Origin of the sequence: Candidatus Micropelagos thuwalensis (assembly GCF_000469155.1) — a bacterium.
Lineage (GTDB): Bacteria > Pseudomonadota > Alphaproteobacteria > RS24 > RS24 > Micropelagius > Micropelagius thuwalensis.
Genome location: NZ_AWXE01000004.1, coordinates 98338 through 118781, shown reverse-complemented (window position 1 = coordinate 118781; position 20444 = coordinate 98338). Strand labels below are relative to the sequence as shown.

The 20444-nt window shown below is 44.4% G+C and carries 20 protein-coding genes; 12 read left to right on the top strand and 8 right to left on the bottom strand.

Going from position 1 to position 20444, the window contains the following annotated elements:
* Positions 1–5: 5 nt before the first annotated feature.
* From RS24_RS05195 to purT, 3 genes are read left to right on the top strand one after another with little or no spacing between them, the layout of a single operon-like run.
* Complete coding sequence (locus RS24_RS05195; protein WP_021777139.1) at positions 6–479, top strand: sodiumpantothenate symporter protein; 474 nt, start codon at positions 6–8, stop codon at positions 477–479.
* A 32-nt stretch (positions 480–511) separates the two neighbouring features.
* The gene (locus RS24_RS05190; protein WP_021777138.1) at positions 512–1510 is read left to right on the top strand and encodes an alpha/beta hydrolase; all 999 of its coding nucleotides are present in this window, start codon (positions 512–514) and stop codon (positions 1508–1510) included.
* 14 nt (positions 1511–1524) lie between these two features.
* Complete coding sequence (gene purT, locus RS24_RS05185) at positions 1525–2646, top strand: formate-dependent phosphoribosylglycinamide formyltransferase (RefSeq protein WP_021777137.1); 1122 nt, start codon at positions 1525–1527, stop codon at positions 2644–2646.
* Between the two features lie 36 nt (positions 2647–2682).
* Here the strand turns inward: purT and RS24_RS05180 are convergent, their stop codons facing one another.
* From RS24_RS05180 to RS24_RS05165, 4 genes are all read right to left on the bottom strand, one after another.
* Positions 2683–5469 (bottom strand): phosphoenolpyruvate carboxylase, encoded by a 2787-nt coding sequence (locus tag RS24_RS05180; RefSeq protein WP_021777136.1) that lies wholly within the window; start codon positions 5467–5469, stop codon positions 2683–2685.
* Positions 5470–5658: 189 nt separating this feature from the next.
* Positions 5659–7290, bottom strand: a complete 1632-nt coding sequence (locus RS24_RS05175; protein WP_021777135.1) for a GMC family oxidoreductase — start codon at positions 7288–7290, stop codon at positions 5659–5661.
* The gene (locus tag RS24_RS05170; protein ID WP_021777134.1) at positions 7280–8614 is read right to left on the bottom strand and encodes an MFS transporter; all 1335 of its coding nucleotides are present in this window, start codon (positions 8612–8614) and stop codon (positions 7280–7282) included. Before RS24_RS05170 ends, RS24_RS05175 begins: the two co-directional genes overlap by 11 nt.
* 4 nt (positions 8615–8618) lie before the next feature.
* Positions 8619–9677, bottom strand: coding sequence for an NAD-dependent epimerase/dehydratase family protein (locus RS24_RS05165; RefSeq protein WP_021777133.1), 1059 nt, complete (start codon positions 9675–9677; stop codon positions 8619–8621).
* A gap of 192 nt (positions 9678–9869) precedes the next feature.
* Between RS24_RS05165 and RS24_RS05160 the strand changes: the two genes are divergently transcribed.
* The 4 genes from RS24_RS05160 to RS24_RS05145 all read left to right on the top strand — a co-directional run bounded on the left by RS24_RS05160 (position 9870) and on the right by RS24_RS05145 (position 14188).
* Positions 9870–11561: an FAD-binding protein gene (locus RS24_RS05160; RefSeq protein WP_021777132.1), complete on the top strand. Its 1692-nt coding sequence runs from the start codon at positions 9870–9872 to the stop codon at positions 11559–11561.
* A 68-nt stretch (positions 11562–11629) separates the two neighbouring features.
* Positions 11630–12394, top strand: coding sequence for a sugar phosphate isomerase/epimerase family protein (locus tag RS24_RS05155; protein WP_239642404.1), 765 nt, complete (start codon positions 11630–11632; stop codon positions 12392–12394).
* An 81-nt stretch (positions 12395–12475) separates the two neighbouring features.
* Positions 12476–13375 carry a CoA transferase subunit A gene (locus RS24_RS05150; protein WP_021777130.1) on the top strand — a complete coding sequence of 300 codons (900 nt, stop codon included), beginning with the start codon at positions 12476–12478 and terminating at the stop codon, positions 13373–13375.
* 21 nt (positions 13376–13396) lie between these two features.
* The gene (locus tag RS24_RS05145) at positions 13397–14188 is read left to right on the top strand and encodes a CoA-transferase subunit beta (RefSeq protein ID WP_021777129.1); all 792 of its coding nucleotides are present in this window, start codon (positions 13397–13399) and stop codon (positions 14186–14188) included.
* Positions 14189–14274: 86 nt separating this feature from the next.
* Here the strand turns inward: RS24_RS05145 and RS24_RS05140 are convergent, their stop codons facing one another.
* Positions 14275–14595, bottom strand: a complete 321-nt coding sequence (locus RS24_RS05140) for a hypothetical protein (RefSeq protein WP_021777128.1) — start codon at positions 14593–14595, stop codon at positions 14275–14277.
* Between the two features lie 82 nt (positions 14596–14677).
* On the opposite strand from RS24_RS05140, the gene RS24_RS10005 reads away from it, so the two are divergent.
* On the top strand, positions 14678–14833 hold the full coding sequence (locus RS24_RS10005; protein ID WP_021777127.1) for a hypothetical protein: 156 nt from the start codon (positions 14678–14680) through the stop codon (positions 14831–14833).
* 46 nt (positions 14834–14879) lie between these two features.
* On the opposite strand, the gene RS24_RS05135 is transcribed toward RS24_RS10005, so the two are convergent.
* Together RS24_RS05135 and RS24_RS05130 are read right to left on the bottom strand one after the other, a co-directional pair.
* A complete protein-coding gene (locus tag RS24_RS05135; RefSeq protein ID WP_021777126.1) occupies positions 14880–15236 on the bottom strand; it encodes a cyclic nucleotide-binding domain-containing protein in 357 nt (118 codons plus the stop codon).
* Positions 15223–15591, bottom strand: a complete 369-nt coding sequence (locus RS24_RS05130) for a cyclic nucleotide-binding domain-containing protein (protein WP_021777125.1) — start codon at positions 15589–15591, stop codon at positions 15223–15225. Before RS24_RS05130 ends, RS24_RS05135 begins: the two co-directional genes overlap by 14 nt.
* A gap of 211 nt (positions 15592–15802) precedes the next feature.
* Here RS24_RS05130 and RS24_RS05125 point away from each other — a divergent pair, with 211 nt between their 5' ends.
* A complete protein-coding gene (locus RS24_RS05125; RefSeq protein WP_021777124.1) occupies positions 15803–16555 on the top strand; it encodes a bacteriorhodopsin-like in 753 nt (250 codons plus the stop codon).
* A 286-nt stretch (positions 16556–16841) separates the two neighbouring features.
* Here the strand turns inward: RS24_RS05125 and RS24_RS05120 are convergent, their stop codons facing one another.
* The gene (locus RS24_RS05120) at positions 16842–17948 is read right to left on the bottom strand and encodes an Mrp/NBP35 family ATP-binding protein (RefSeq protein ID WP_021777123.1); all 1107 of its coding nucleotides are present in this window, start codon (positions 17946–17948) and stop codon (positions 16842–16844) included.
* 187 nt (positions 17949–18135) lie between these two features.
* Between RS24_RS05120 and hflK the strand changes: the two genes are divergently transcribed.
* Genes hflK through RS24_RS05105 form a run of 3 tightly spaced genes read left to right on the top strand, consistent with a single transcriptional unit; the run spans position 18136 to position 20443 of the window.
* The gene (hflK, locus tag RS24_RS05115) at positions 18136–19230 is read left to right on the top strand and encodes an FtsH protease activity modulator HflK (RefSeq protein WP_021777122.1); all 1095 of its coding nucleotides are present in this window, start codon (positions 18136–18138) and stop codon (positions 19228–19230) included.
* Entirely contained in the window at positions 19230–20258 is a 1029-nt protein-coding gene (gene hflC / locus RS24_RS05110; RefSeq protein ID WP_021777121.1) for a protease modulator HflC, read from the top strand. Before hflK ends, hflC begins: the two co-directional genes overlap by 1 nt.
* Entirely contained in the window at positions 20255–20443 is a 189-nt protein-coding gene (locus RS24_RS05105; RefSeq protein WP_021777120.1) for a DUF2065 domain-containing protein, read from the top strand. The genes hflC and RS24_RS05105 overlap by 4 nt, the downstream gene beginning before the upstream one ends.
* Position 20444: the final 1 nt, after the last annotated feature.

Genomic DNA, 20444 nt, shown 5'->3' with positions numbered 1-20444 from the left:
TTAAAATGACAATTAATGAAGACACCCTTGATCAGGCACGCCATGATTGGGGATTAGGAATATTAAAAATCTCCGAGGCTTATGAAAACTCAGGTATTGATAAAGCCAGAGTAGTAGCTAACGAATTTCTCGATAATTTATATGGGTTTGAGTTTGGACCCATTCTTTTTAAACCCACATTGAGTGGGGGAAGTAAAACATTTCGACCAAGTAAAGAAGGTGCACTTTCATACTTTATTGGTGAAAATCCAAATTTTCCGAATGATACAGGTTTTGGAATTAAGTATTGGAGAAAAGTTGACTCGGATACATCAGCAATTTTCATTGAAGAAAATGTAGCAATGTGGATAGGTTGGGTGACACTAGTAAATAATAATGGTGATGAAGTTAAAGTAGACAAAAGTTGGGGTTACCGAAAAGATGACAATGGTAGGTTAAAGATTGTTCTTCATCATTCATCTTTGCCTTATGAAGCATGATAAGTACTAAAACATTCGGTTGAGATGTTTAAATGATTTTCAATCACAGCTACGTAGATATTAATGGAGTGCATATGCACTTTGTTGAGGACGATTTACCGAGGAAAGGTTTCTTACCAGTAATTTTATGTCACGGATTTCCTCATACTTGGTTTAGTTGGCACAGGCAAATACCTGCACTGTCTAATGCAGGATGCAAGGTTATCGCTCCAGACATGCGTGGAATGGGTGAAACGAGCGCTCCTAATGCAATAGATGCTTACGATGTAAATACTATTTGCAAAGATTTAATTGGACTTCTAGATCACTTAGAAATTGAAAAAGCAGTTTTTGTGGGTCTAGATTTCGGTGCTTTTGCGATATATGATTTGGCATTACGTTTCCCTGAAAGAGTTGTTGCAGTTATTGGCCTTGAAAATCCAGCCGCACCGCACAACCCCTCTAAACCTCCTCTTGAAGAATATCAAGAAATGGGAGCTGATCATTTTCTTCATATTAATTACTTTTGTGAGACAATTGGGCGTGCAGACAAAGATTTACTTGAACGAGTAGATGAATTTTTCCCAAAAGTTTTTTGGGCGCTTAGTGGTGAAGGAAATTACTTTGATACTTTCCAATTTCCGAAAGAGACTCATTATATTGACGCTTTGAATGATGCTCCTTCATTGCCATGGTCTTGGTTAGATGAAACAGAATTACAAGTTTTTATAGACTCTTATCGCAGGTCAGGTTTTACAGGTGGGCTAAACTGGTATCGTTCTATGGACTTAAAGTGGAAGCAGAGAAAGCCTTTTGAAAACACTAAAAGTAATGTTCCAGCATATTTCTTAGGCAGTGAAAATGATGTTGATTTAAAAGGTTTTCATGGTGAGGATCCAATAAGTTTGTTACGCAAACAATTTCCTAATCTTCGAGCTGTTGAAATGGTTTCAAAAGCTGGTCACTTAGTGCAGTTAGAAAAATCTGCTGAAGTAAATGCTTCCTTAGTAAATTTTGTCAGGGATATTAAAGAAAATTTAGGGAAGATTTAGGTATGAGAAAGATCATGTTGCTCGGTTCGGGCGAGCTGGGGAGAGAGCTCACGATTAGTTTGAAGCGGCTTGGTTGTAAAGTAGTTGCCTGTGATAAATATGAAAATGCGCCAGCTATGCAGTTAGCTGATGAGGCTTTAATCTTCGATATGTTAGATGAGGAATTGTTGCGTTCTCATATTAACTCCGTTGATCCAGATTTAATAGTTCCTGAAATTGAAGCCATTAACACCCAAGTGCTTCTTGATATTGAAGCTGATCGAATTGTAGTGCCATCTGGTCGTGCAGTTGATTTAACAATGAACCGCGATCGTATTCGTGATCGCGCCACCGAAATAGGTCTAAATACTGCGAAGTACGGTTATGCCGATAACCTAAATGATATGTTGAATATATATGATGCTATGGAGTGTAAGGTTGTTGTCAAGCCAGTGATGAGCTCCTCAGGCAAAGGACAATCCACAATTCCTGCAAGTGATCCTTCGGCGGCCAAGGCGGCCTGGCAATATGCAGTAGATAATATGCGAGGTAATCGTCCCAAAGTAATTATCGAGGAATTTATTGATTTTGATTATGAAATTACGCTTCTAACCATCCGCCAAAAAGACCACGAAACTGTTTATTGTCCAGTAATTAAACATCAACAAGTAGATGGAGATTTCAAAATTAGTGAACAAGGTACATTTGAAATGGGTTCGCTTGAGAAAGAGGCGCAAGTTATTGCAAAACATATCACTGATGACTTAGGTGGATATGGTCTTTTTGGTGTCGAGTTTTTTATTCGCGGTGACGAGGTAATATTCTCAGAACTTAGTCCGCGTCCTCATGATACAGGCTTATTAACGCTTTACACACAGGACTTATCTGAATTTGATTTGCATGCTCGAGCAATTCTGCATTTACCGATAGTTTCAGTTAAAATTTTACGAAATGGCGCGTGCCACACCATTAACGCTAGTCAAGTAAGTGACAATTATTCAGTTCATGGAGTAGCTGAGATTGAAAAAATTATTGGTGTTGAAGCAATGTTATTTGGGAAGCCAGACTCTTATCCTAATCGAAGGTTGGGCATTATATTTGCTCCTGATGTGGAAACAGCTAAACTCGCACGCAAAAAAATATCACTGAAATATTAATTAACACGAGCTTCTAAAAAATAACGATTAATTAAATTAACCATAAGCGTTAAATGACTGGGAAAGGCCTTGGCTCGTTATATGAATGAGGCGATGACATGCTGTCAATGTCTGTACGATTTCTCTTGTTGTATCCTGAGTGTTTTTGCAGTCAGTTTCATCACGTGCCGGATAAGTTGCGTTCAACGTAGCTATTACATTGGACAAATCAAAATTACAAATACGCTCCATGATTTCTGCACGCGTTGCGCCTGGAGGGGCGTTAATTGGCAATGCGGTGCAAACGAGCTGAGCATGCATTAAAACTGCTAGCCTAATGCCATGAAATAAAATTTGATTTTGAGTGGCGCGATCGGCGTCATGCGATAGATTGATGCTAATATCTTTATCGTCAGTTTCCATGATACCAGATAGTAAATCCCCGTCGGCACGCAGGCGATATAGTAATTGCCGTAATCTCGGATTAGCGTTGCGCTGGTAAAGCTGATGCGCGACGAGACGATATCGCCAACGTGTCGATTTCTTTCCTTGCGCAATGGCGCGTGAAATCCAGAAATTGGGATCCTGAAAATCACCATAGGCGGCAAGCACCTGCAATTGTGTGTTTTGCCAACTCCCTAATACCATATCCATAATGGTGCGTCCTCGTGGCGCGTTACGGAAAATCATATTAAAACGGTTAGGATCAATACGACCGGCGCGTCCAATGCCGAAAATCACATTGGTCGGTATCCCCAATTGCTGCAAAATCGCATTATGCGGTATGGCGCGAATACGCCTTGGGGTGAAAGTTGATTGTGCAAGTGGTCCACTGGCCTGACGAATTTCAGGGCGCGACCCTGACGGGATAAGAAAGTTACGCGCAAAGCCCGACAAGATATAACGATAATCATCATCATGATAGAGGCTGTCCTGCTGGTTGATAACCTCATTGTAAAAGTCCCACACGAAATCAGTATCGTTATAAAACTCATCCTTCGTCGCGTCTTCAGTTGGCTTGAAACGGGCGCAAAGTAATTGCATCAACGAGGCTTCGCCAAGAAGATTATCCCCGAACCACAAAAACCCGTCTCCGCCCTGAAAGCTGAACTCATGGGTCAGCGCGATTTTATGACTGCGGAAACGCTCAAACACCCACGGGCTCATTATGTAATCCATACGCTGTGTAAGTGTGCCGGGGTGACTTCCGCGTCCGTTAGACTCGCCATGTGTGTTAAATATGAGTGCGCGCATATCTGTCAGGCCGCTTTTGGAAATAGCCGTGGCGAGATGAGATTGTAACCGTTCGACAGCCAGCACGGCAGCAATTTGTCCCATAAAACGCCCGGCATCGGAGAAGCCGGTTTGTACGGCAATTACGCCACGTTTTTTCACATGGTTGCGATAGGCAGGTTGTTCGAGCATCTGCTCGACCACGCGTCCACCATTACGTAAGGCATGTGGCGTTTCAAAAAGGGGTGAAATATCGAGTTGGTCGTCAACACCATAATATCGCGCCAACGCCAAAGCACTCAGCACAATGCTTGCTTGATCACATTCGGCAATCAAAAAGCGTATTGGCATATCGCGATCAATAGATTTGAGAATTTGCGCGGCGAGGAGAAGCTGGCGGTTCACGGTGCTGTCTTGAGCATCCAGCATGGCAAAGTCGGATTTGATCGGCTTCACCTTATCTGTAAATTTGCTGACACGCCGCAAAAAGGTGCGAGAGTTGAGGCGGTCATCTCCGGTAATCGGCACATGCGCGCCAATGGCGGTTAACACTTGTTGTGCGTTGACACGTAAATGCAGTCGAGCTGTTCCCATACCACATCGTTTCATATGCGCACGAAGAACCAAACAAGCTTGCTTTGTTTTGCGGTCTTTTGTCTGACGGATGGCAGCATTGAGATAAGCCAGTCCGGGCGAGATATCTACCCAACGACCAGCACGTGATGTGGTGAGCAATTCTGCTGCCGCCATCAGATTTTCGGGAATATTTAAATCTTGCGCAAATGCAAATTGTTCCTCACGGGCAATTTCAATGGCGTTTCCAGCCGCGACGATAAAATCGACGAGACCTTTCGGGGGGCTGGTTGTGCCTTCTGTAATGGCTTTCGCCATGTCACAATAATCTTGGAGCTTGGTGGCTTTCTCTCCGAGTTTAAGGCGAATGGTGTCGCTCCATTGAATATCGCGACGTCCATCCAAATCATAGCCGACCCAGCTGGCAACTGTGACAAGCTGGGGTGTTAACTGTGTCCATTGTTTAGGAAAACTTTTTGAGGCTTGAGCAAATATCATCTCATTGGCAATATCGACAACCTGATGCATGGTCTTGATGCATTTTTGTGCCTCAGCATGCTCATCGCTTAGGCTTGGCGGTTCGTTACGAATAATGGCATTTGCAGAGAGTTTTTTCCTCGAAGGTTTGCCTGTTGCCGCGCCAAGCACATGGGCGGTCATAACATCAGTCATGGCAAAGGTCGGATGCGCGGTTGCTACCAGACCGATGGCGTCGCTCTCAACCCATTTTCGGAAATTTGTAAAGCCGGATTTGGCTTTTTCTGCCAAGATTTTTTTGAACTGTCGTCGCCAATTGTCAATATCATCCAGCCCGGCGCGCTGAGCTAATCTTGTGCCGCGCTCACGGGCTGCAGATTTGCATAAATCGGCTAATATGCGTTCCAGATGAGGAAGGGTTAAATCTCCCGCCGCTAATTCATCAGATAGTCGATAGGCGAGTAATTTCGCGGCATTGGCGTGCGGGTCATGTTCGCGCATCGGCCAATACTGCATAAGTTGCTTGCGTAATGAAGCAGCATTATTGAGAGGCAAGCTCATATCATTTCCTTAAAAACGACTTCTTTTTTCGGTTTATCTCAAACCATGTCGTCTGTTGCATCATTGATTAATGTTTTTAGAGACAGAATTTTACAGTCAGGACTCACCGAATGGGGTTCAACCTAATAAACCTTAAGACCCGTCGTAAGTCAAAGGTTGCGCCTAAAATATGTCTAAAAAAACTGATTTTTACCGTCTATTTTGCAAAATCATATCGGCTGCCTTTTCGGCAATCATCAAAGTCGGAGAATTTGTATTTCCAGAGGTGATCTTTGGCATGATGGACGCATCTACCACGCGAAGATTCTGAATTCCGTAAACATTCAACTCGCGATCGACAACACCGTCTTGACCGGTTCCCATTTTCGCCGTCCCAACGGGGTGAAAAATGCTGGTGCTGATGTTACCGGCTTGTTCTGAAAGAGCCTTAGGCGATTGATGTTCAGCGCCCGGTAAAAATTCTGTGGGCTCATATTTGCGCATAGCTTCGGTTGCAAAAATATTGCGTGTCAGAGTAATTGACTTGGCGGCAATATCTTTATCAGTCGGGCTGGACAAATAATTCGGTTTAATAACGGGGTTATCATCCGCATGAGGTGACCTGATGGTCACCGTGCCACGGCTGTCTGGTTGCAGATTACAAACTGAGGCCGTAATTGCGCTGAATGTGTGAAGTGGTTCTCCAAACGCATCTAATGACAAAGGCTGAATGTGATATTGTAAATTCGGATCATCGAGACTTGGGTCTGATTTAGCAAACACACCAAGCTGGCTGGGCGCCATGGATATCGGCCCAGAGCGATTGAAAAGATATTCTAACCCCATGCCGATTTTACCGAACAAGCTTTTATAAGTGTCGTTGAGCGTTTTGGCATTTTTGAGTTTAAATACGGTACGGATTTGCAAATGATCTTGAAGGTTTTGTCCGACGCCCTGAAGGGGATGCACAATATCTATCCCAAAACTCTTAAGTAGGTCTGGAGGGCCGATGCCTGAGATCTGTAGAAGCTTCGGTGTATTGATGGAACCGGCGGATAAAATTACCTCTCGGTGTGCTTTTGCGTGAAGCGGGGAATGACCAGATTTTTTATTTTCACGAAAAATGACCCCTGTCGCTTTTTTACCGTCAAAAGTGATTTTTTCGACATTGGCATTGGTGATAATGGTGAGGTTTTTGCGATGCCGTATAGGCCTCAAAAAAGCCGAGTCGGCGCTGACACGAACACCTTTGCGTTGGTTCACCTCAAAATATCCGACACCAAAATTTGTGCCGCGATTAAAATCCTCGGTTGGCGGAATACCTGACTGTGCACACGCCTTTGCAAAAGAGTCCAGGACTTCCCAAGAAAGTCTTTGCTTTTCAACCCGCCAAGCGCCGCCCTCTCCATGAAAGTCATCAGCTCCTTTAAAGTAGTATTCAGATTTTTTGAAGTAAGGGAGGACATCATCCCACCCCCAGCCAATATTGCCTTCGCTTTTCCAATGGTCGTAATTTTTGGCCTGACCACGCATATAGATCATACCGTTAATGGCAGAACTGCCACCAAGAACGCGACCCCGCGGATAGTTGAGACTTCTGCCATTCAGACCTTCTTCTTTTTCGGTCGTGTAACACCAGTCAGTTTTGGGATTACCCATGGAGAAGAGATAGCCGACAGGGATTTTTGTGCGCAAATATTTATCTTTACTACCCGCCTCAAGAACCAAAACTTTGTTATCGGGGTTTTGTGATAAGCGATTAGCCAATAGACAACCTGCCGTACCGGCTCCGATAATGACGTAGTCAAAATCTAATATGGATGCCACGTCTCTAAGCTCCATCCCTGCCTTCAGCATTTTTCATGGAAAGGGCGTAATGTTTGCGCCCCAAATGCAAAAATAAAACCCCAAGTAATCCGAAGAAACAGGTCATAGTGATCATTGAATAGCGCACTCCGTCCGCGCCTGGGAAAATAAATTCATTAAATGCCCCTGCTAGCGGTGGACCAAACATCATCCCAATAGCACCTGTAAGCATATATACCGCAGTTACACGGGCTCTCAGATGTGGTGGTGTAATTACCGGTAAAGCTCCTGCAGCAATGCCAAAGGGTGAATTCACGGCAGCAAGGGCAGGGGCGTAAAATATAAATGCCCAAAGGGGTGATGGGGCAATTTGAATAAGCAGAATAGTTGGGATAGTGATGATGCCACCCAGCATGCCCGCCGTCATATTGGCGTCATAATGACCTTTTTTGCTTTGATGTTTTGCAAAATAGGCAATGAGTAATGGGCCAAGTGGGCCGAAGAAAATGTAAATCCACCCAAATATTTGTGAGGCATGGGAAGCATCCATGTCGTGCACACGAACGAAAAAAGTTATGCTCCAGAATACAAAAGCAAAGCCCGTCATTAAAAGTGAAAGATTGCCGATATGATGGAAAATAATAGTTTTTGAATTGTCTCTATAAAATGCAATCAGTTCCTCGGTATTTGTCGCTCCTTCGATTTTACTTTCTGAGGGGCGGCGTACGGGTTCGCGAATAAGCAGCATCACAAAAGCCAGCAAAATCCCCGGCACGCCGAGATAGAGGAATGTCTGTTGCCAGGGCGCAAGTTCGCCAATTATTGGCAAAACCAGAGGGGAGGCACCCTCAACTAATTGAAGCACAAAGCCGCCAACGATAAAGGCAATCCCAGTACCGATGATCGGCCCAGCCTGAAAAATGCTCATTGCAAGCGGTACATCTTCACGAGGGAAATAATCGCCAATAAGTGATGTTGTTGACGGTGTCAGAGTTGCCTCACCAACCCCTACACCAATGCGTGCAAGAAATATTTGCGTATAATTTTTGGTCAATCCGCAAATGACCGTCATGAGCGACCAGAAAAATACCCCAATTGCAATAATATGTTTACGGCTTCTCGTATCTGCGAGGCTGGCAATTGGAATGGCGGCAAAAGCATAAAACAAAGCATGGATACCGTATAGCCAACCAATTTGAGTGTCTCCGACGCCAAGGTCGCGTTGCATGGGGCCAACAACGATGGCGACAATCTGGCGATCCATGAAGGCCACAAGAGATGCGATGATGAGAAGAAAAACAACAAACCAGGCATATCGTCTGGATGGGTAGGGCGGGTTATGAGGACTTGGGCTGTTCATGAGTTTAAAATTGTTTTTGATCTATCATTTGCTGGAACATTTCTTCCATGGAGCTTTGGAGCGATGTGTAGCTCATACCAAGTGCAGTGATGGATTTTGAATTGTCAGCGCGCCATTGATGACCAAAATTTCTGGAAATCATTCTGCGTGAGAATGTTTTGTCCACCAATGGGCCAATGAGCCATACAAGCCATTTTGGTAATTCTTTTTTGGGCAGGCTGTAACTCGAGTCAAATTTGTCCGACAGCATTAAAGCGAGGTCGAGAAATGAAACAATGTCTTTGAAAATAATATGTCTGCCATTGGCATGGTCGAGGAAAGCGCCGCGAATATGTGCGTCTGCAACGTCGCGTACATCAACTGTACCGATCTGAATGGCAGGCACACCGGATTTCATCCGACCATCTCCCATGCCGCCAATCAGGTCATGGGTCGCCGAAGTTGATTTGCCAGAAAGTGAAGGGCCGATAATGAAGCCGGGATTAATAACAACTAAACGCCATTTGTCTTGCGCTTCAGCGATCTCCCAAGCTGCCTTTTCGGCGCTAACCTTGGAGAAAGAATAGGCCTGGTGTGAAGCGGATGAAGTTGTGTTCCAAATATCTTCAGTCAATATCCCACCGGGTGCATCCTGACAGTCAATCGTATCGCCACAGATAGCAGCGCAGGAACTTGTGAGCACAACCCGTTCAACACTCGATGTAGAACAGGCCGTATTGAGCACATTTTTTGTGCCGCGAACCGCCGGTTCTATGAGATCTTTTTGTGCATCATTATAGTTGGTGATAAATGGCGAGGCGGTATGAATAACAACGCGACAGTTTTTCATAGCCTCTGCATAGCTGCCATCGTCCAGCAAATCAGCTTTGAATAATTCGATTTTGCCTTTGCTGGTATTAGATAAAGTTTTGAGATGACCACATTTTGAGTCATCCTCTGGGTTTCGAACTGTCGCATGAACCGTTGCCCCTGCATCGACAAGTTGTTTCACTACCCAGCCAGCTAAAAATCCTGTTGCCCCAGTTACAAGCACAGGTGCGCTTGTATCAATTTCTAAACGCATATTTACTACCTCAATCAAAGCCCCTAAAAATACACATGTTTGTTAATTTTTAGGTTTCTAAGATAAGCTAAACTAAATAGGCTCAACTTGTCACGTTGCTATTTTCTAGCGTTCAGGCTTTAATCTTAATCGTTTTTGATGATGGTAAAATATCGTTCCGATTTGGAATGGTAATGGAGGGAATGCTGACCAATGGCTGAGGGATGGGACAAAGAAGTAGATGTATTGGTTGTCGGTTCGGGCGCGGGGGGTATGTTGAATGCTCTTGTTGCCGCCAGTAACCGAAATGATGTGTTAATTATAGAAAAAGCACCACTCTGGGGGGGGAGTTCTGCTACATCAGGCGCTGGTATTTGGATTCCCGGAAGTCATATTGCTAAGCAGGCGGGTTTTGATGATAATCTTGATGATGCTTTTAAATATATCCGTGGCTTGTCTGCAGATAATGTGCCGGATGAAAACATCCGCGCCTATATCGATCAAGCGGCGCCGATGCTGAAATGGCTTGTAGAAAATACCCCAGTAGAATATTTAGCATTTCCATATCCAGACTATCATGCTGAAAATCCGGGCGGGTCACCGGAGGGTTTTAGAACCCACATGCCCCTACCTTTAAATGGGCGCGATTTAGGCAAAGATGTGAGAACGCTTCGTTTTGCCAGCCCGGCTGCCAGCTTGTTCGGTTACCTTAACTGGCATTTTGATGAGACCAACGCCATTCTCTATCGCCAGCCTGGTTGGTTTATCGGTTTGGCTAAAAGTCTTGCGCGTTACTGGCTGGACTTGCCTTTCCGTTTGACATCACGCAAAGACCGCCGTTTGACATTGGGTAATGCTCTGGCGGGTGGTTTGCGCATGGCACTGAAAGAAAAAAACGTACCGCTTTGGCTCGAGTCGCCACTGGTTGAACTCATTGAGGCGGATGGCAAGGTAGAAGGTGCAGTTGTGAACCACAAAGGTCAGGATATTCGGGTTAAAGCGCGTAAAGGTGTTGTTCTGGCGGCTGGGGGTTTTGAGAAAAACGCTCAGATGCGGGAAGAGAACCTTCCACTTTATCCAAATGCTGCTCATTCGGGTGGTGTTACCTCTAATACGGGAGATAGCATTCGGGCTGGCATGGCGATTGACGCCGATACGATGAATATGCAGTCAACATGGGCTGCGCCTGTGTTTTATGTGCCTGGTGAAGACAGAGGCAGATTATCAACGATAGAACGTGCTTTACCCGGCTGCATCATGGTCAACCAAAAGGGTGAACGTTATCTCAATGAAGCCGCTTCTTATCATGTTACTGGGCAGGTTATGGCGCGCCGGCATAAAGAGCATGGTGATGGTTCGCCAAGCTGGATGATTTTTGACCGTAAATATCGTCAGACATTTCCGATGGGACCGCTTTATCCGATTGTACCGGACTGGTTTCATAAAAAGGGCATCAGAACGATTTTAAAAAAAGCCAGAACGATTGAAGCTTTGGCGCAAAAAATCGATATAGACCCGTCTGCTTTGGCTGGCACGCTGGCGCGTTTTAATGAAAATGCAGAAAAAGGTGTGGATCCTGATTTCAATAGAGGTGAAGCTGCTTATGACCGTATGTATGGTGACCCGCGAAACCAACCTAATCCGAATTTGCGTCCGCTCTCGAAAGGGCCCTATTACGCCATGCCGATCTATCCGGGTGATATCGGTACTAATGGCGGTCTTTTGACCAATGACAAGGCGCAAGTCATTAAGAAAAATGGCAAGCCGATTGAAGGCTTGTATGCCATTGGGAACAATGCGGCATCTTCAATGGGAGAGAGCTATCCAGGCGCAGGGGTGACAATTGGTCCTGCTTTGACATTCGGGTACATAGCTGCCCGGCATATGTCTGGTGCAAATGACTAAGTTAAGCAGAAAAACATATATCGCTCGCCTTTGTTCTCATGAAATTGGCGCTTGACCATCTTACCGTAATGGATACGACCCCCATTAATTTGGTGCGGGCGGCGGAGGCTTCACATTGTGAAGGATTTTGTCTTTTTATGCAGTCGCTTGAGGTGCTGCCGCGCATGCCTTTGTTTAATTTAATTGAGAGTCCTACCGAACAACGTGATCTTAAAGCTATGATGCAGACAGCATCTATTAGTCTCGATGTGGCCTATCCCTTCACATTAGCTGGACGTACAGAAATTAAAAGTTTTCAGGCAGGACTAGAATGTGCCGCCTTTCTCGAAGCTGAGTTTGTCAATGCGCTGATTTATGATCGGGATGATGCGCGTCGTGAGGATAATTTTCTCATTTTTACTGAAATGGCTCAGCAACACGGGCTGAAAGTCGTTGTCGAGTTTTTCCCTGGCTCACAAATCATGTCATTGGCTGACGCTCTGACGCTGGTCAGCCTTGCAGATAGACCCTATGAGGTCGGCGTGAATGTTGATTTGCTTCATCTCATGCGCTCAGGATCGACGCTGGAGGATTTAAGAGCTGCGCCTGATGCCGCTATTCTCTATGCCCAGATTTGTGACGCGCCTCTTGAACCTCATCTATCGCGTGAGGTTGAAGCATCGGCGCAACGTTGCCTTATAGGTGAAGGAGATTTTGATGTTGCCGGATTTATGGCTGCATTGCCGTCGCATTGTCAGATGAGTGTTGAAATTCCGCGGGAGGACGCCATTCTTGGCGGTCAGTCCGTGACACAAAGGGCGCAACAAGCAGTGAAGAGTGTGAAACAAATTTGACGAAAGCTTAGGACGAGAATAAAACGGCAATCTGATTGATTGTAATGTGACTGTTAAACAATAAACTAAGGGGAGCATCCGGTGACCACAAAATCAAGCGATGATTTCAGTAAAGTAGAAACACCATCCGATATAATCAGCCGATTGGAAGATGGAATGACGATTGGAATTGGTGGCTGGGCGACCCGCAGGAAGCCAATGGCGCTGGTTCGCGAAATCCTTAAATCCGACCTGAAAGATCTGACACTGGTTTCATATGGTGGGCCAGATGTCGGGTTATTATGCGCTGCAGGTAAAGTTAAAAAACTGATTTTTGCTTTTGTCAGTCTCGACCAGTACCCGCTAGACCCGCATTTTCGGGCTGCCCGTCAGTCGGGTCAGATTGAAGTCTGGGAACTGGATGAGGGTATGCTGCATTGGGGGTTGCGTGCCGCGGCGATGGATTTACCTTTTTTGCCGACCCGTATCGGTATCGGTACTGATATTATTAATCAGCCGGGTTTTGAATTTATCGATAGCCCTTATGAGGATGGTGAAACGTTTGTCGCCATGCCGGCGATAAATCTTGATGCGGCATTGATACATGCACATCGGTCAGACGTTAAAGGGAATATTCTGACAATGTCCCCTGACCCTTTTTTCGATGAGCTGTTTTCGCGTGCCGCGCCTCATACTTACGCAAGTGTTGAAAAAATTGTTGCGACGCCAGAGTTGGATATGGAGGCGAATGCTCGTTTTGCACTTTTAGAGCGCGCCAGAATTACTGCTGTTGCCGAAACACCTTGTGGGGCGCATCCCACAAGTGCTGCGCCGGATTATCATCTCGACTTGAAACATATCAAAAGTTATGTCGAAAGTGCGGCAACGCCTGAAGCTTGGGAGGCGTATCAAGCAACTTATTTATCAGGCACTCAGGCAGACTATGTTAACGCTGTTGGCGGGGCTGATGCAATCGGTGCTATCGCCAAGCCGGTTTATTAGGTCGCCAAAAAGGAGAACATAATGACTGATTATAATTGTTCACTGGCAGAGTTGATTATCAATGCATGTGCTGAGGCATGGCGTGATGATGGGGAATTAATGGCTACAGGCATTGGCCCTTTGCCTCGACTTGGTGCGAGCCTTGCGAAAGTTAGTTTTAATCCGCTTTTGCAACTCACCGATGGGGAAACCTATTATGCAGATGCACCCGTGCCACCGGGTAAACGCCATGCCGAACCCGTATATGAAGGCTATGCCAATTATGACAGAGTATTTTCAACTCTTTGGGGCGGGCGCAGACATTCTATGGTCAGCCCGGTTCAGCTTGATAGATTTGGACAAGCAAATATCTCCACAATAGGTGATCGCGCCGCGCCGAAAGTCGCCATGCTGGGCGCAAGGGGCTTTCCTGGTAATTCTATTTGTCATCCCAATAGCTTTTTCATTCCCAATCATAGTACCCGAAGTTTAGTGGCAAATGAGGTCGATTTTGTCTGTATGGCCGGATACAACCCAGACCGTTATATGAACGGTAAGCCACCCAAGGGGCTGGATTTGCGTATCATTGTTTCGGACCTATGTGTGATGGATTTTAACGGCCCTGAAAAGGGCATTCGTGTTGTGTCGCTTCATCCTGGCGTGAGTTTTGAGCAGGTTCAAGAAAACACTGGCTTTGAATTGAGCAAGGCTTCTGACACCTTGCCGCTGACACCAGCCCCATCCGAAGCGCATATGGCTTTACTTGAGACACTTGACCCGAATAATGTGCGTGCGTCAGTTTTGAAAGATAACCCACCCGCTATTAGGGATTAGCAACAGTCAAAATATAACGGCACCATATGAAGATGGTGCCGTTATAAACTCCTTTAGGATAAGGTTTCCTCCCTTAAACCCATAAATTAATATGAAATTTCCTTGATAGAACAATGAAGTTTCTCATTGCCATTTGAGCCTTTACTAACAATCGTGAAGGGGGTATTTTTTTCGATGACTGTTGCGTTTATTTTCAGGTCAACCTTTTCATGTTCTGTAACAGTTCTATAAAAGTCTTGTATTGAACATTTTTCGGGAGTTATTAGGACTTGTTTACCACTGTTCATGATTAAAACGAGTGAGTCTTGAGTATGTCCCCATTTATCAATCTTGCCTGTTGTGAGTGTTCCGCTGGCAATAACTGGAGTTGCTGTAAGTAAGAGTATTAACAAAAATATATTTCTCATATTTACCTCCTATATATGATGTATATACATTATATGTACATATATTCGTATTTATGTCAATTTTTTTGAGGATTTTTTTTTAATGTCTGATAAGCCAAAGGACTCAACCTTATTGGTAAAAATTAATAAGGAAGACAAAAAATTATTTATTAAACTCTGTGAGGGTAATGACACCACAGCCTCAAGAGAAATTCGTCAGTTCATCAAGAAGTACATAAAAAAACAGAAAAAAAATTAAGCCTCAGATTTAGATGCTTTTATAATAACCCTGACAGTTAATAAGCCTACCGTGTTTTATCAGCCGCTTTTGAAGACAATGAAGCGATTAAATTTTTATGATCAACCGGTAGCGTGTCTATTTTTTCCAGTAAAACCTTACCGGGGAATAAGCGAACACTTCCGAACCCACGAAAAATAGCCATTGCGGGCCAGTTTTTGCCGCTCAAAACTTCCGGAATACCAAACAGGCTACCAGCGTCATAAGTACGTAAGCGAGTATTGCCGTCACGCGTGATGATATCCACACGGCCTTTTTCAACAAAACAGATGTTGAGCGCTGGATCACCCGCCTGAAAGATAATCTCACCCTCTATCATCCTTATGGGCTTATTACTGAGGCTGGTAAACTCAACAATATTCATGCGTATGACTCCGGCGAAGAACAATATCTGAGGCAATTTGCCGGGATAACGGCCAAGTCAGATTGTTCTCGGCGTCAAGTAGGCTTCTGAACATGGGCTTGGAACACGAGATAATCCGGCATTCGGTTATAGCAACAACTCGGCTGCGATAGGTTTCATAGGCAAGAAACTCCAGTGGAGAGAGCAGATCATGGGTTTCATATATATCCCGGCTACGTCGACATTTTGCCGAACCAGAAATTAAAAAATGAGCGATATCGCAATCATCACCATTAGCAACAACTATGTCACCGCGTTGGATAACCTTTCTTGGGATGTCTTCAAGCATCTTCAATGTTTGGGGACCGAGTCGCATTTAATTTTCCAAATCTATGTATCCTTAATAAACGGCTAATTTTAAAAAAGATTTAATTTTAAAAAAAACACTATGTAACTATATGTTTTTTTATGTTTTTTAAATATCAATAATTATCTTTAAAAAATTTATATATTTATTTTTCTAATTTAATTGACAAATTGTCGCATTTATTTAGGTTTTATATCGACGAATTACCTAGGAGGGAATAATGTCTAAATTCTTTAACAAGATAAGCCTCATGGCTTTTCTGTCTTTTATTATGTTGCCAAGCATGTCTCAAGCGGCAACACTAAACCCAGGTGACCTTGTTGGTATTTCTTTCTGGGTTATCTCAATTGCAATGGTTGCTGCTACTGTCTTCTTTCTTTGGGAAGCAATGCGCATCGGGGGTAAGTGGTCTACTTCCTTGACAGTTGCTGCATTAGTTACACTGATTGCTGCCGTTCACTATTTCTACATGAGAGATATTTGGGTTGCTTCTGGCGATAGCCCAACAGTTTACCGTTATGTTGACTGGATTCTTACAGTGCCACTACAAATGGTTGAGTTTTACTTGATCTTGGCTGCTGTTGGTGTCGTTGCAGGAAGAGTATTCTGGCATCTTCTTATTGGTACCCTAATAATGCTTCTTGGTGGTTACTTCGGCGAAACAGGAGTACTTTCTCCTGTAGTTGGTTTTGTTATTGGTATGGCAGGTTGGGTATACATCCTGTATTACATCTTCTCTGGTGAAGCTGCAAAATCTGCCGAAAATGCTCCTGCAGCTGTTCAATCCGCCTTTAATACTATGAGACTTATTGTACTTGTAGGTTGGGCAATTTATCCTTTGGGTTACGTACTTGGATACATGATGGGCTCTGTGGATGCAGCTTCCTTGAACGGTATCTACAACGTAGCAGATTTTGTTAATAAAATTGCATTCGGATTGATGATTTGGTCAGCAGCTAACTCACAATCATAGAATTTATTATATTACACATTTAAGGGGGTGTCCTTGTGCGCCCCCTTTTTTGTTATTTTTAAAAATTTAAAGGACATTATTGGAGATTATAAATGTAACTAAAATAAGCCAATAAATTTAAGTGTTGAAGATTTACTTTATTTAAAATTATTTACCTGAATTTGAATAAAAAATTTATCTCTCAGGAATTCCGATAAGTAATTTGTCAAGAAAAATATATTTTAAGCTAAGCAATTGACTGAAAAATTCCAGACTAAATATTTTAGCTAAATATGAATTATAATGCTCATTTGGATAAATTATTTAATTCGTCTCTAACAGTTTGTGCAAAATTTGTAAAAATCTTTGTTGCAATACTATCAGGAGCCAAAATGTTTACAGGATAACCGGCATCGGCGGCTTCTTGCAAAGCCGGGTCCAGTACCAGGCCACCTAAATACGGAATGAGTGTTTCTGCAGCAATGCGTTCACCACCCCCGGTACCAAATGGATGCAGACGTTCGCCATTCGGCCCTGACATCCACGCCATATTTTCCAGAATCCCTAGGATAGGCGTTTTGGTTTTTTCGAACATATTTATAGACCTGCGTACATCTGCCAAGGCGAGATTTTGTGGTGTCGTCACCACGATAGCTGCGGTTACTGGAATTTTTTGGGCTATTGTGAGTTGTATATCTCCGGTGCCGGGCGGTAAATCCAGCACTAGAATATCAAGTTCCGGCCAGGCGACATCATTAAGCATCTGCAGTAGGGCACCTTGCACCATAGGGCCGCGCCAAACCATTGCTTGGGCTTCCTGCACCATATAGCCGATAGACATAGTTTGCATGCCAAAACGCTCGACAGGGCATATTTTTTTGGTCTCATCAACCTCAGGTTTATCGATAACATTTAGTAATTTTGGTAGGGAAGGGCCATAAATATCGGCGTCAAGAAGTCCAATTTTGGGCAGTTTCCCATCTTCCATTGGCAGCTGAGCGAGTGCTGCTGCTAGATTTACCGCGACGGTGGATTTGCCAACTCCACCTTTACCGCTTGCCACGGCTATCACAGATTTAATCCTGTTGAAAACATCTGGAATTGTCTCGTCTGGCGGCGGCTTGCCTTTTGATGAACTGCTAGATGATGACATTGACGGTGCTGATTGATGCGCCGTTAAAACCACGGTTGCTGATAATACGCCCGGTAGGGCACGAACTCGTTCCTCACAGGCTAAACGCACACTTTCAAAAGCCTCGGCAATATCCGGGTGAACGGCGAGCAAGAAACCCACATTTCCGTCGCGAATCGTGATGCCCTGCACGATATCGCCGGATACAATATCTTGACCTGTTTGTGGGTGCTTTAGGCTTGAAAGAGCTTCAATTATAGTTTTTTCATCTATGATGGACATAATTCATCCAAATAATTGGTTATTGGGCAAAACAATTAGGAACATTTCCTTGAATAATTTACTTTAAGTGCCACATTGTATTTTACCGATATAGAGTGGTACGGACCAGCCAGCAATAACTTTTGCAACTTAGGACGCCCCCCTATATCAGACCTTTATGCAAGGTTTTAATTTGAAGGAGTAAAATATGCCTTGGGACAATCAAAGCGGTGGACCGAATGGCGGCAATAATAACCCTTGGGGCAATAATCCCCGACAACAAGGGCCAGATATTGACGCTTGGTTAAATCAGCTTCAGGAAAACATCAAAAAATACATTCCCGGTGGTGGCAGTGGCAGTGGCATTGTTCTGCTGCTTGTTGGCCTTTTGGTGTTGTGGGGGCTCAGTGGGTTTTACCGTGTTCAAGCCGACGAACAAGGTGTTGTTCTCCGATTTGGGAAGTTTCAGGCGCAGACCAGCCCGGGTTTGAATTATCATATTCCATGGCCCGTTGAGACAGTGATTACCCCAAAAGTGACCATTGTAAACCGTGTGGATATTGGTATGCGTGGCCCTTCTGACAGTTTTGTTGGTGGACGAGTAGCTTCTCGCGATGTGCCGGAGGAAAGCTTAATGCTGACCGGTGACGAAAACATTGTCGATGTCGATTTTTCAGTTTTTTGGTTGATTAATTCTGCATCTGACTTCCTTTTTAACATTCAAAATCCGGAAGGCACTGTTAAATCCGTTGCTGAAAGTACGATGCGTGAGATTGTTGGGCAGAATAACATTCAGCCCATTCTTACCGAGCAACGTCAAAACACTGAGGATATGGTTCGTGATTTAATGCAATCTATTTTGGATGAGTATGGGGCTGGAATCACCATTACACAGGTTAAGATGCAAAAAGTTGACCCGCCCGCCGCGGTGATTGATGCCTTCCGCGATGTTCAGGCCGCCCGCGCCGACCAGGAGCGCGCCAGAAACGAGGCGCAAGCCTATGCTAATCGTGTCGTACCAGAGGCGCAGGGTGAAGCTTTCCGTATCCGACGTGAAGCTGAGGCCTATAGAGAGCAAGCTGTGGCCGAGGCTGAAGGCCAAGCGAGTAGATTTGCCGCTGTCTATAACGAATATAAGCAGGCGAGTGATGTAACCCGTCAGCGTATTTTCCTCGAGACAGTTGAAAAAGTGATGCAGAGATCAAACAAGATCATAATTGACCAGTCCGAGGCCGGTGGAGGGGTCATCCCCTATCTCCCGCTTGATCGCCTAAACAGTAAAACCAATAAGGGAGATCAGTAATGTCTCAGCCAAAACTTGTTATTGCTCTTATCATTATCGCCGTGCTCGGATTTCTGGCGTCGGCAACCCTTTTCACTGTTCACCAGACCCAACAGGCACTTGTTCTGCAATTTGGTGATCCAAGACGGGTGATTGATAAGCCCGGGCTTAATTTTAAAATGCCGTTTGTGCAAAACATTATTTATATTGATAAGCGCATTTTGGACCTCGATAGCCCGACTGAAGAGCTTATTGCCGCAGACCAAAAACGTCTCGTTGTGGATGCTTTTACGCGTTACAGAATTAAAGATCCGCTCCAGTTTTTCACTTCTTTACGTGACAGCCGTCGGGCGAATTCGCGGTTGGCGGCGATTGTGTCCTCCTCCATGCGTTCTGTTGTTGGTGAGGCTCCGTTTGAGGATATTGTCCGCACAAGACGGGATGAATTGATGTCGAAGATCCGTGAACTGGTTAATGAGCAGGCAAATGATTTTGGCATTGAAATTGTTGATGTTCGTATTCGTCGTGCTGACTTGCCTGAAGCCAATAGTCAGGCGATTTACCGACGGATGCAGACGGAAAGGGAGCAAGAAGCTGCCGAATTCCGCGCCAAAGGTCAGGAAGTATCAAGAGGCATTCGCGCGCAGGCAGATAAAGATGTCACAGTTCTAACGGCAAAAGCGCAACGTGATTCCGAGATTATTCGTGGTCAAGGTGATAGCTGCCGAAATAGAATTTTTGCTGCGGCCTATGGTCAAGACCCTGATTTTTTCGCTTTTTACAGGTCTATGCAATCATATGAAACCGCACTAGAAGATGAAGGCACGACACTTGTTCTTTCCCCCGACAGTGCATTCTTCAAATATTTAAATGCACCGGATACGGTTTTTAATAAACGGGTAGCTAACAGCACTGTTAAAAAGAGCCGTGTTGATGTTGCCTCTATCGTGAAGTCTAAAAAGTCACTACAAGAGGCTCTTTGCTATGATCTTGTGACAAATATTGGACTGGAGAATACCGATAGTGAAGCTGTAAAAGATGAGAAATGAAAATAATTATATTCATTCTGGGTATCATTCTGGCTTTTGAGGGAGCCATATATGCCCTGTTTCCTTCGGCTTTTAAAAATCTCCTTATGCAATTAAAAGACATTGAAACAGAAAAACTTAGATATTTTGGACTTGGGGCGATGACATTGGGCGTTGTTTTAGTTTGGCTCTCTGGTATGAGGTAAC